This window comes from Cupriavidus sp. WS, assembly GCF_000395345.1.
GTDB lineage: Bacteria > Pseudomonadota > Gammaproteobacteria > Burkholderiales > Burkholderiaceae > Cupriavidus > Cupriavidus basilensis_B.
Genome location: NZ_AQPL01000011.1, coordinates 1 through 12,351 on the forward strand (window position 1 = coordinate 1; position 12,351 = coordinate 12,351).

The 12,351-nt window shown below is 72.0% G+C and carries 6 protein-coding genes; all 6 read right to left on the reverse strand.

Going from position 1 to position 12,351, the window contains the following annotated elements:
- On the reverse strand, positions 1-805 hold an 805-nt coding region (locus K206_RS0100490), incomplete at its 3' end, for a J domain-containing protein (RefSeq protein ID WP_020200444.1).
- Positions 806-865: 60 nt separating this feature from the next.
- Positions 866-2,617 (reverse strand): Hsp70 family protein, encoded by a 1,752-nt coding sequence (locus K206_RS0100495; protein WP_020200445.1) that lies wholly within the window; start codon positions 2,615-2,617, stop codon positions 866-868.
- Positions 2,618-2,811: 194 nt separating this feature from the next.
- Positions 2,812-3,963 carry a branched-chain amino acid ABC transporter substrate-binding protein gene (locus K206_RS0100500; protein ID WP_020200446.1) on the reverse strand — a complete coding sequence of 384 codons (1,152 nt, stop codon included), beginning with the start codon at positions 3,961-3,963 and terminating at the stop codon, positions 2,812-2,814.
- A 138-nt stretch (positions 3,964-4,101) separates the two neighbouring features.
- Positions 4,102-8,103 (reverse strand): trifunctional transcriptional regulator/proline dehydrogenase/L-glutamate gamma-semialdehyde dehydrogenase, encoded by a 4,002-nt coding sequence (putA, locus tag K206_RS0100505; RefSeq protein ID WP_020200447.1) that lies wholly within the window; start codon positions 8,101-8,103, stop codon positions 4,102-4,104.
- 174 nt (positions 8,104-8,277) lie between these two features.
- Entirely contained in the window at positions 8,278-10,548 is a 2,271-nt protein-coding gene (locus tag K206_RS0100510) for a primosomal protein N' (protein WP_029043059.1), read from the reverse strand.
- Positions 10,549-11,173: 625 nt separating this feature from the next.
- Entirely contained in the window at positions 11,174-12,271 is a 1,098-nt protein-coding gene (hemE, locus tag K206_RS0100515) for a uroporphyrinogen decarboxylase (protein WP_020200449.1), read from the reverse strand.
- Between the last annotated feature and the right edge of the window lie 80 nt (positions 12,272-12,351).

The window sequence follows — 12,351 nt, forward strand, 5'->3', positions numbered from 1 at the left end:
GGGCCGGCGGCGGCGCCAGCAGCGCCCGCGCCGCCGCCGAGCCCCTGGCGTAGGTGCGGAAGAAGCTGAACTGCCGGTCGGCCAGCGCGCGGGCGATGACGTGCCGGGTCAGCGCGCCGTCGCGCCGCGCCAGATGGGCCGACTCCGCTTCCCAACCGAAACCCTCGAACAGCGCCGCGCGCGCCGCCGGGCTGGCGTCGTCGCGCGCGCAGTAGCGCAGCGCCAGCCACTCGAAGCGGTCGCGCGCCTCGATGCTGACGAAGGCGTCGTCCCGCAGGCAGCGTTGCAGCGCCTCGGCCACCGGCAGCGACTGCGCGGCCAGCTCGCCGCGGTCGGGGCCGGCGTGGCTGCCGGCGGGCGCGTCCGGCGGCGGCGGGAAGCTGGCGGCCAGGCGCGCCCACATCGCCTGCGCGAGTTCGGCGGGATCGGGCAGCGCGGACGGCGGCGCCGGCAGCGGCGGCAAAGCGATGGCCGGCAGGCTGCCGCGCACCGGCGAGGCGGCCTTGACCAGCGGTGACGGTGGCGATGATGGCGACGGCGGCGCGGCCCCGGCCTGCGGCGGGCGCGACTCCGGCGTGCCGTCCAGCGCCGGACCGGCGGTATCGGGCGTGCCGGCGGCGTCCGCGGCTGCTTCGTCCTGCGCGTGATGGCGCGCCCATTCCAGCGCGAACTCGTAGGCGGCGCGCAGCGCCTGGAAGGCCTCGGCGTCGTCGTCGGGGCGCGTGACCTTGAGGCGGGCGGCGTAGGCGGAGCGGATGCGGCGCGCATCGGTGGTCGGCGCCAGTTGCAGGACTTGCCAGTGCATGGAGCGGAGAGCGGAGAAGGTACGCGGGTAAGCGAATGTGCGGGCGAATGTGCGGGCCGGTCAGTCCCAGAGCTGGGTGTCGAGCGAGTCGAGCAGGCGCCGGATGGGCGCGCGCAGCGCGCGGATGCGCTCGCCGTCCTGCGCTTCCAGCGCGGCCTGGAACTGCGCCAGCGCGCCGCTGATCTGCTCGCGTTCGTGGCCCAGGCACTGCTGGTAGAGGCGGTCGGCGCGCGCCACCAGCTGCGCGTTCTCGGCCTGGTCGCGCGGGTGGATCTTGATCTCGGCGAGCGCGGCCAGGCGCCCGGCCACTTCCTCGTCGCTCAGCACGCCGGGGTTTTCCTGGATCACGATGCGGTGCGCGGTGTTGGTGGCCACCACGGTGGCCTGCACTTCGAGGATGCCGTTGACGTCGTAGGTGAAGCGCACGTCCACGCCGGACTCGGCCGCGCTCAGGCGCGGCAGCGGCACGGCGATCTCGCCGAGGAAGACGTTCTCGGCCACCATCCGCCCCTCGCCCTGGAACACGCGCAGGGCCAGCACTTCCTGCTTGTCGGCGAGCGGGTGGATGCGCTCGACGCGGCTCACCGGCACCACCGAGTTGCGGTCGATCACGGGCTGGTAATGGCCGTGCGTGAACCCCTCCGGGCCGACCCGCCGGCTGGTCTCGATGCCCAGCGAGTACGGCGCGACGTCGGTCATGACGACTTCGTCGAGCGCCGCGTCGCGCGCCTTCAGGCCGGCCTGCACGGCCGCGCCGAGCGCCACCACTTCGTCGGGATGCAGCTCGGTGACGGGAAAGCGGCCGAACATGCGGCTCACCAGCCGGCGCACCAGCGGCATGCGGGTGGCGCCGCCGGCCAGCACCACGCTGTCGAGCTCGGCCGGGCGGATGCGCGCGTCGCGCATGGCCTGCTCGATGGGCTTGCGCAGGCGCTCGAGCAGCGGCGCGCTGAGCTCGGCGAAGCCTTCCTGGGTCACGGCGGCGGCGAACGCGCGCTCGTCCCATTCCACCGACATGGCCACGCTGGCGGCCTCGCCGAGCGCCCGCTTGGCGCTTTCGGCGGCGTTGCGCACGCGCTCGCGCAGTGCCGCGGGCCAGCGCTCGGGCTGCTCGTCGCCGGCGAAGGCGCCGCGCGCCGCGAGGTGGGCGTCGAGGCCGCTGTCGCGGCTGAACGCGCGCATCAGCGCGCCGACGAAGTCCTCGCCGCCGAGGAAGTTGTCGCCGGCCGAGGCGCGCACCTCCATCACGTTGTCGAACAGTTCCAGCACCGAGACATCGAAGGTGCCGCCGCCCAGGTCGAACACCAGGAAGCGGCTTTCCTGCTTCTGCTGCAGGCCGTAGGCCAGCGCCGCGGCGGTCGGCTCGTTGAGCAGGCGCTCCACGCGCAGGCCGGCCAGCTCGCCGGCCACGCGCGTGGCGCGGCGCTGGGCGTCGCTGAAATAGGCCGGCACGGTGATCACCGCCTCGTCCACCGGCGTGCCGAGCCAGGCCTCGGCGTCGGCCTTGAGCGCGCGCAGCAGGAACGACGACAGTTCCTCCGGCCGGTAGCGCCGCTCGCCCAGCGCGGTGGCGCGCGCGGTACCCATGTGGCGCTTGAACAGCGCGGCGCTGTGCGCGGGATGGGTCAGCAGGCGGTCGCGCGCGGGCTCGCCGACCACGATGGCGCCGTCCTCGAGCACGCTCACGCAGGACGGCGTGAGGCGCTTGCCGAGCGAATTGGGAATGATCTGCGCGTGTCCGTCGCGCCAGACCGCGGCCAGGCTGTTGGTGGTGCCGAGGTCGATGCCGATGATGGTGTGCTTGGGTTCCATGTTCCGGTCTTGCTGGTGGCGGCGCTCCTGTGCGCAGCAAACGCAACATTAAGCGGCAATCCGGCAGGATGGAAATGGTGGCGGCACGCCATGTTGTGCCTGCGAGACATTGTGGCGGGCGCGCAAGAGCCGGGCGCGCAAGAAAAAGCGCCACCCGAAGGTGGCGCCTTGCGTGCCGGGCGGGGCAGGCTGGCTTACTTGCCGCCGACCGTCTCCAGCACGGTCCACTTGCCGCCGACCACCTTGTAGACGGTGATGCCGCCGTCCTTGAGGTCGCCGCGCGCGTCGTAGGCCAGGGTCTTGGTGGTGACGCCCTGCATGCTGGTGGCGGCCAGCACCGGCAGGTAGCGCGCCGGGTCGGCCGAGCCGGCCTTGATCATGGCGGTCATCATCGCGGTGGCGCCGTCGTAGGCGTAGGGCGAGTAGGTCTGCACCTTGCCGCCGAAGCGCTTCTCGTACTTCTGCTCGTAGGCGGTGCCGCCGGGCATCTGCTCCAGCGGCAGGCCGGCCAGCGACACCACGGTGCCTTCGGCAGCCGGGCCGGCCAGCTTGAGGAAGTTGTCGGTCTTCGACATTTCGCCCGACACCAGCGGCGACTTCATGCCGAGTTCCTTGACCTGCTTGGCCATCGGCGCGGACTGGGTCTCGGCGCCGCCGTAGAAGATCACGTCCGGGCTGCTGCGCTTGATGTTGGTCAGCACGGCCTTGAAGTCCACCGCCTTGTCGTTGGTGTACTCGCGGCGCACGATCTTGCCGCCGGCGGCGCGCGCGGCCTTCTCGAACTCGTCGGCCAGGCCCTGGCCGTAGGCGGTGCGGTCGTCGACGATGGCGATGTTCTTGGCGCCGAGCTTCTTCACCACGAAGGCGCCGATCACCGAACCCTGCTGGGTGTCGGAGGTCATCATGCGGAAGGTGGTCTTGAAGCCCTGGCGGGTGTATTCGGGCGCCGTCGCCATCGCGATCTGCGGGATGCCGGCGCGGTTGTAGACCGTCGACGCCGGGATGCTGGTGCCGGAGTTGAAGTGGCCGAGCATGCCCTGGATGCCGCCGTCGACCAGCTTCTGCGCCACCACCGAGCCGGTCTTGGGATCGGCCTGGTCGTCCTCGGAAAGCAGTACGAACTTGACCTCCTTGCCGCCGATCTTCGGCTTGGTGGCGTTCATTTCCTCGATCGCGAGGACCACGCCGTTCTGCATGTCCTTGCCGTATTGCGCCTGCCCGCCGGTCATCGGCGCGGCGAAGCCGAGCTTGATTTCCTGGGCCTGGGCGAAGGCGGCCGAGCTGGCGCAGACGCCGGCGATGGACAGGGCAACGGTCAGGGCCGTCTTGTGGAAAGTCGAGTTCATCAGTTCTCCTTGGTGGCTTCAGCCTTTTGCAGCGTTTCTGGATGCGTCCGGGTGCGGCGCGAAACGCTCCCCTATTGTCATACGCGAGACCTGCGGGATCACCGCTGCCTCGCGTCCCTTCGAACGACGTCCGGCCGGTCAGCCGATCGTCATCAAACTGGCATTGCCGCCCGCCGCCGCCGTATTGACGGACAGCGAACGCTCGATCAGCAAACGCTCGATGGCCACATTCGGCTCACCGTGCGCCAGGCCCTGGACCGAGACGATCGGGCCGGGGCGCGAGGCCAGCTGCTCGCTGACCGCGCGCAGCTGGTCGGAATCGCCGTGGTGCAGCACGGCATCGAACGCGGCGTCGCCGGCGGCCCAGTCGGGCACCAGGCGGACGCGCGATTGTACTGCCTTCGGCAGCCGCGCCGACAGCGCGCGCGCGTGCGGCTCGTCCGGCCACACCGCCTGGCTGCCGGCGGCCAGCACGGCCGCCAGCTGCACCGCCAGGTCGGCCTCGTGCCGGGCCAGGCACAGCACCGCGGCGCGCGGCAGCAGCGTGTAGGTGTTGCGCTCGCCGGTGGGGCCCGGCAGCGTCACCGACAGGCCCGCCGGCGACGCCGCGGCGAAGCGCTCGCACACGGCGGCCAGGCCGGGCAGCGCGGCGCTTTCGCGCCCGGCCCATTCGCCCAGCGCCGCCAGCGCGTCGCTCACCGCGGCGCGCGTCGGGCCGGCCTCGCCCGTGCCGCCCGCCACGTCGGCGGCGCGCACCACGCGCGTGACCGCGTCCTGCGGGCAGACCGACAGCAGGCGGTGCAGGTAGAGCGGGCCGCCGGCCTTGGGGCCGGTGCCGGACAGGCCCTCGCCGCCGAACGGCTGCACGCCGACCACCGCGCCGACGATGTTGCGGTTGACGTACAGGTTGCCCACGTGGGCGCGCTCGACGATGGCGGCGATGGTCTCGTCGATGCGCGTGTGGATGCCCATCGTGAGGCCGTAGCCGGTGGCGTTGATCTGGTCCAGCAGCGCGCCCAGGGCGGTGCGCTGGTAGCGCACCACGTGCAGCACCGGGCCGAACACCTCGCGCTGCAGCTCCTCGATGCTGTCGAGCTCGATCAGCGTGGGCGGCACGAAGGTGCCGTGGCGCGTGGCGGCGTCCCCGGCCTCGCCGCGCGCGGCCTGGTGGATGCGGCGGCCCTTGGCGCGCATGGCTTCGATGTGGCGCACGATGTTGCCGCGCGCTTCCTCGTCGATGACCGGGCCGACATCGGTGGACAGGCGGTCCGGGTTGCCCATGCCGAGCTCGTTCATGGCGCCCTTGAGCATGGCCAGCACGCGGTCGGCCACGTCTTCCTGCAGGCACAGCACGCGCAGCGCGGAGCAGCGCTGGCCGGCCGAGTCGAAGGCCGAGCCGACCACGTCGCCGACCACCTGCTCGGCCAGCGCCGAGGAGTCGACAATCATGGCGTTCTGGCCGCCGGTCTCGGCGATCAGCGGCACCAGCCGGCCGGCGGCGTCGAGGCGCCCGGCCACGCTGCGTTGCAGCAGGCGCGCCACCTCGGTGGAGCCGGTGAACATCACGCCCTTGACGCGGGCGTCGCCGACCAGCGCCGCGCCCACGGTCTCGCCGCGGCCCGGCAGCAGTTGCAGCGCGCCGGCCGGCACGCCGGCCTCGCGCAGCAGGCGCACGGCCTGCGCGGCGATCAGCGGGGTCTGCTCGGCGGGCTTGGCCAGCACGGTGTTGCCGGCGGCCAGCGCGGCCGCGACCTGGCCGGTGAAGATGGCCAGCGGGAAATTCCACGGGCTGATGCAGACCACCGGCCCGAGCGGGCGGTGGGTGTCGCCGGAGAAGGTCGCGCGCACCTGGGCGGCGTAGTAGCGCAGGAAGTCCACCGCCTCGCGCACCTCGGCGATGGCGTTGGCGAAGGTCTTGCCGGCTTCGCGCACGATGATGCCCATCAGCGACTGCATCTGCGCTTCCATCAGCTCGGCGGCGCGCTCGAGCGCGGCGGCGCGCACGTCGGCCGGCGTGGCCTGCCAGATCGGCGCGGCGTTGACGGCGGCCTGCAGCGCGGCTTCCACCTCGGCCATGCCGGCCTCGGTGACATAGCCGACGATGTCGCGCAGGTCGGCCGGGTTGCGCACCGGCGCGGGCGGGTTGGCCGGCGCGCCCGGCGCCACCTCGGCGCCGAGCAGCGGCACGGCGGCGACGCTCTCGCTGGTGCCGGCCAGCAGCGCCGACGACAGCGAGGCCAGGCGATGCTCGTTGGACAGGTCGATGCCGGCGGAATTGGCGCGCGACTCGCCGTACAGCGTGCGCGGCTGCGGGATGCGCGGGTGCGGCAGGCCGAGCGCGCCTTCCTCGGCGTTCATGCGCTCGACCACGGCGACCGGGTCGGCCACCAGTTCGTCGAGCGAGATGGTGTCGTCGGCGATGCGGTTGACGAACGAGGTGTTGGCGCCGTTTTCCAGCAGGCGGCGCACCAGGTAGGCCAGCAGCGTCTCGTGCGTGCCGACCGGCGCGTAGATGCGGCACGGGCGGTTGTACTTGCCGTCGGCCAGCGGCCCGACCACCTGGTCGTAGAGCGGCTCGCCCATGCCGTGCAGGCACTGGAACTCGTACTGGCCGGGATAGTAGTTGTGGCCGGCGATCTGGTAGATGGCCGCCAGCGTGTGCGCGTTGTGGGTGGCGAACTGCGGGTAGATCGCGTCCGGCACCGACAGCAGCTTGCGCGCGCAGGCCACGTAGGACACGTCGGTGTAGACCTTGCGCGTGTAGACCGGGTAGCCCTCCAGGCCATCGACCTGGGCGCGCTTGATCTCGCTGTCCCAGTAGGCGCCCTTGACCAGGCGGATCATCAGGCGGTGGCGGCTGCGGCGGGCCAGGTCGATCAGGTAGTCGATCACGAACGGGCAGCGCTTCTGGTAGCCCTGCACCACGAAGCCGACGCCGTTCCAGCCGGCCAGCTCGGGCTCGAAGCACAGGCGCTCGAGCAGGTCCAGCGAGATCTCGAGGCGGTCGGCTTCCTCGGCGTCGATGTTGATGCCGATGTCGTAGCGGCGCGCCAGCAGCGTGAGCGACTTGAGGCGGCCGTACAGCTCGCCGACCACGCGCTCGTGCTGGGCGCGGCTGTAGCGCGGGTGCAGCGCCGAGAGCTTGATCGAGATGCCGGGGCCTTCGTAGATGCCGCGCCCGCGCGAGGCCTGGCCGATGGCGTGGATGGCCTGCTCGTAGGAGGCCAGGTAACGCACGGCGTCTTCCTCGGTCATGGCGGCTTCGCCGAGCATGTCGTAGGAGTAGCGGAAGCCTTCGGCCTCGTACTTGCGCGCGTTGGCGAGCGCCTCGGAAATGGTCTCGCCGGTGACGAACTGCTCGCCCATCAGGCGCATGGCCATGTCCACGCCCTTGCGGATGAGCGGCTCGCCGCCCTTGCCGATGATGCGGGTCAGGGCCTTGGAGAGGCCGGCCTCGGTGTGGGTGGCGACCAGCCGGCCGGTCAGCAGCAGGCCCCAGGTGGCGGCGTTGACGAACAGCGACGGGCTCTGGCCCAGGTGCGACTGCCAGTTGGCGCCGCTGATCTTGTCGCGGATCAGCGCGTCGCGCGTGGCCTTGTCGGGGATGCGCAGCAGCGCCTCGGCCAGGCACATCAGCGCCACGCCTTCCTGCGACGACAGCGAGAACTCCTGGATCAGGCCCTGCACCAGCCCTTCGCGGCCGGTGCCGACCTTGCGCTCGCGCAGCCGGGTGGCCAGCGTGCGGGCCATGTCCAGCGCGGCCCCGGCCTGCGCCTGCGGCAGCCGGGCCTGCTCCAGCAGCACCGGCACGCACTCGGTCTCGGGGCGGCGGTAGGCGGCGGTGATGGCCGCGCGCAGCACGGACTGCGGCTGCACGCTCTGGGCGAACTCGAGGAAGGGCTGCGGCGCGCCTTCGGTGGCGGCGGCGTCGAAGCCGTCCGCGCCGTCGGCCGCGCCCTCGGCGGGGCTGCCGGCGGCGCCGGCTTCGGCGGGCTGCTGGCCACGCTCGACCTGCTCCAGGTAGGTGAAGATGGCTTGCTTGATGAGCCAGTGCGGCGTGCGGTCGATCGACTGGGCGACGCGCTTGAGGCGCTCGCGGGCGGCGTCGTCGAGCTTGACGCCGAGGGTGGTGGTGGCCATGCGCTTGATTCTCCGAAGGATGCGGATGCAAGGCGCCGAAACTCCCGGAACGCCCGCGGGTTGGCGCGATCATACTCCCGGGGAAAGCAAAGGTGCAACTAGGTACAACCACCAGCCATAAACCGGGTCATGGGTTGCACCAACCCCGTGCCGCAAGCGCCGCCGCGATGCCGTTCAGATCCGCAGCGGGTCGATCTCCAGTTGCCACCTCACGCCCTTGGCGTCGGCCAGCGCGTCGCCGAAAGTCCGTACCCACTCGCTGACAAATCGTTGCAGCGCGGCGCGCGAGGTGCTTTCCACCAGCATCTGCGCGCGCTCGCGGTTGGCCACGCGCACCATCGACATCGGCACCGGGTCGTGGAGTTGCACCTCGGGCGCCATGCGGCCGGCGTCGGCGCGGTCGCGCGCGCTCTGCAGGAAGGCCAGCGCGCGCTCCAGCTGGGCGTGTTCCGCTGTGACCAGCACCTGGTAGGCGAACGGGGGCAACCCGGCCTGGCGCCGCTCGCGCAGCTGCGCGGCCGCGAATCCATCATAGTCATGGCGCACCAGCGCCTGCAATGCCGAAGCGTCCGGGTAGCGGGTCTGGATCAGCACCTCGCCGGCCAGCCCGGCGCGCCCGGCGCGCCCGGCGACCTGCATCAGCGAGGCGAACAGGTGCTCGGCGGCGCGGAAGTCGTGGCTGAACATGGCGGCGTCCGGGTGGACGATGCCGACCAGCGTGACGCGCTGGAAGTCGTGGCCCTTGGCCACCATCTGCGTGCCGACCAGGATGTCGACCTCGCCGGCGTGGACCTCGTCGAACATGGCCTGCGCGCTGCCCTTGCGGCGCGTGGAGTCGGCGTCGATGCGGGCGATGCGGGCCTGCGGGAAACGCGCCGCCAGCGCTTCCTCGATGCGCTGCGTGCCGCGTCCGAGCGGCGCGATGTCCACGTCGCCGCAGTCCGGGCAGTGATGGGGTACCGGCGCCTCCAGCCCGCAATGGTGGCAGCGCAGCCGGCGCTCGGGCCGGTGCAGCACCAGGTAGGCCGAGCAGCGCGGGCAGCCCGACAGCCAGCCGCAGCTGCCGCACGCCAGCACCGGGGCGTAGCCGCGCCGGTTGAGGAACAGCAGGCTCTGCTCGCCGCGCGCCAGGCGCGCCTCGATGGCGCTCAGCAGCGGCACCGAGAGCCCTTCGTAGAGCGCGCGCTGGCGCTGGCGCTCCTGGTTCAGGTCGACCAGGCGCACGGTGGGCAGCGCCGCGTCGGCCTGGGCGCGCTCGCGCAGCACCAGCTTGCGGTAGGCGCCCTGCTCGGCGCGCCACCACGATTCCATCGACGGCGTGGCCGAGCCCAGCACCACCGGGATGCCGAGCTGCTTGGCGCGCCACACCGACAGGTCGCGCGCGGAGTAGCGCAGGCCTTCCTGCTGCTTGTAGGAGGTGTCGTGCTCCTCGTCGACCACCACCAGCGCGAGGTGCGGCAGCGAGGCCATCACCGCCATGCGCGTGCCGAGCACGATGCGCGCCTCGCCGCGGTGGGCGGCCAGCCATTGCAGCGTGCGCTCCTGGTCGGCCAGGCCGCTGTGCAGCACCGCCAGCGGCAGGTGCGGGAAGCGCGCGGCGATGCGGCCCTGCAGCTGCGGCGTCAGGTTGATTTCGGGCACCAGCATCAGCACCTGGACGCGCGGGTCGCGCGCCAGCACCTCGGCCATCGCGTGCAGGTAGACCTCGGTCTTGCCGCTGCCGGTCACGCCGTGCAGCAGGAACGGGGCAAAACCCCGCGCCTGGCCGATCGCCTCCACGGCGGCGCGCTGCTCCTCGTGCAGCGGCGGCGCGGCCGAGGGCGCGGCGTCCGGCGCGACCGCCAGCAGCGGCTGGTCGGCAGCCTCCGCGCCGACCCAGCCGGCCGCCAGCCACTCGGCCAGGCGGGCCGGCGCGGCGCTGCAAAGGGTACGCGCCGCGGCGGCGGAAACCGCCCCGCCCTGCTCACCGGCCGCCACCAGCGCCTGGGCCAGCGCCAGCACCGTGCGCGCGCGCGCCGGCACCGCGGCCAGCAGCGCCGCCGCCTGGCCCGGCACCACGCGGTAATGCTCGCTGCGCGCGCGCTGCGCCAGGCGCGGCCAGCTCTCGGCCTCGCGCAGGCCCGGCGGCAGCGCCGGCAGCATGACTTCGCCGAGGCAGCGGTGGTAGTAGAGCGCGGCGAAGCGGGCCAGCGCGATCCAGTGCGCGCCCAGCGGCGGCAGCCAGTCCAGCCGCTGCGCGACCGGGCGCAGGCGCTCCGGCGGCACGTCCGACCGGGTGGCGCGCATGACGGCCACGCCGACCAGCAGGCGGCGGCCGAACGGCACGGTGACGAGGTCGCCCGGCTGCACCTCGGGCGGGGCGAGATAGTCGAAGACGTCGTCGGCGGGTGTATCTAGCGCCACCCGCACGACGGCCAGCGGCGCGGCGTCCGCGTCCTCCGGCATCGGCGTCGGCGCGGCGGCGCCGGGATGCGCGGGCGCGTTCACGATGCCGCTCCGGCGCGCAGCACTGGGTACGGCCCAGAATGGGGCAGCGGCGCGGACGGGCCGGCCCAATGCAAGTGCAGGACAGGGCCGGGCCGCATGCCGGACAAATTAAGTGTGCGGCGCAACATCAACTTAAAGTAACGCTTCAAATGTGCCCCTAAGTCGATGATAGATGGCCGCTTTTCCCGCTTGCGCACAGTGCCTGTGGATAACTTTGTTGAAAACTCGTCCGGCGTTCCCGCCAAGCCCCGTAAATCAAGGCTCCCACGGGCATTCGGCCGCGCACTTGACCAGATGCAAAGCCTTGTAAATCAAGGACTTGCGGACCTCCCTCAGATGAGTTAGGGACTAACCCCCTCTTGCACTGCGGAAAACCCATTGATGTGCATAAGTCAAGCCTTGACAAGCGCGAAGCGGCACCGAAAGGGCGAAATATTGCAAAATAGTTTACTTGACAGCGCTTCGTGCCAGCCTCCCGCGCCACCCGGATTCACCAGCGCGGCGCAGCCGCCACGCTCGCTGCGCCGCACAGCCCGCCCGCGCCGGCCAGCGCGAGCGCATGCGCCGCGTGCCACCTGGCCTGTCACCTGGCGGCGCTGCGCAGGTGGCGGCTGTAGCGATGCACCTCGTCCACCAGCACCGTCACGTTCTCCGGCGGCGTGAACTGCGAAATGCCGTGGCCCAGGTTGAACACGTGGCCGTCGCTGCCGCCGCCGGCGGCGTAGCTGTCGAGCACGCCGCGCACCTGCGCGCGGATGGCCGCTTCCGGCGCGAACAGCACATTGGGATCGATATTGCCCTGCAGGGCGACCTGCCCGCCGGTGCGGCGGCGCGCCTGCTGCAGGTTGACGGTCCAGTCCAGGCCGAGCGCGTCGGCGCCGATGCCGGCCAGTTCTTCCAGCCACAGGCCGCCGCCCTTGGTGAACACGATCACCGGCACCTGTTGCCCGTCGTGCTCGCGCTTCAGGCCGGCCACCACCTGGCGCATGTAGGCCAGCGAGAAGGCCTGGTACATGCCGTCGGCGAGCGTGCCGCCCCAGGTGTCGAACAGCATCACGGCCTGCGCGCCGGCCTCGATCTGCGCGTTCAGATAGGCGGACACCGCCTGCGCGTTGATGCCGAGGATGCGGTGCATCAGGTCCGGGCGGCCGTACATCATGCTCTTGACGGTGCGGAAATCCGCCGAGCCGGCGCCTTCGACCATGTAGCAGGCCAGCGTCCAGGGGCTGCCCGAGAAGCCGATCAGCGGCACGCGCTGGCGGCCGTCCTGCACCAGCGCGCGGCGGATCTCGCCGACCGCGTCGAACACGTAGCGCAGCGAGGCCATGTCGGGCACCGCCAGCTTCATCACGTCGCCCTCGGTGCGCAGCGGATGGGCGAAGCGCGGGCCTTCGCCCTGCGCGAACGACAGGCCCAGGCCCATCGCGTCGGGCACGGTGAGGATGTCGGAAAAGAGGATGGCCGCGTCGAGCGGGTAGCGCTCGAGCGGCTGCAGAGTGACCTCGGTGGCGTAGGCCGGGTTCTTGGCCAGGCCCAGGAAGCTGCCGGCGCGCGCGCGCGTGGCGTTGTACTCGGGCAGGTAGCGGCCAGCCTGGCGCATCAGCCACAGCGGGGTGTACTCGGTAGGCTGCCGGCGCAGTGCGCGCAGGAAGGTGTCGTTCTGCAGTGCGGTCATGGTCATCCTCGTAAGACCGCCATTCTAAGGGATGGCCGGGTGGCGCCGGCGCGCTGCCGTCAAGGCGGCGGCGTCAACACGGTGCC

Coding starts and splice junctions, on each gene's coding strand:
- putA (WP_020200447.1), bottom strand. CDS start 8,103: ATGGCCACCACCACCCTCGGCGTCAAGCTCGACGACGCCGCCCGCGAG.
- K206_RS0100500 (WP_020200446.1), bottom strand. CDS start 3,963: ATGAACTCGACTTTCCACAAGACGGCCCTGACCGTTGCCCTGTCCATC.
- K206_RS0100495 (WP_020200445.1), bottom strand. CDS start 2,617: ATGGAACCCAAGCACACCATCATCGGCATCGACCTCGGCACCACCAAC.
- hemE (WP_020200449.1), bottom strand. CDS start 12,271: ATGACCATGACCGCACTGCAGAACGACACCTTCCTGCGCGCACTGCGC.
- K206_RS0100510 (WP_029043059.1), bottom strand. CDS start 10,548: ATGCCGGAGGACGCGGACGCCGCGCCGCTGGCCGTCGTGCGGGTGGCG.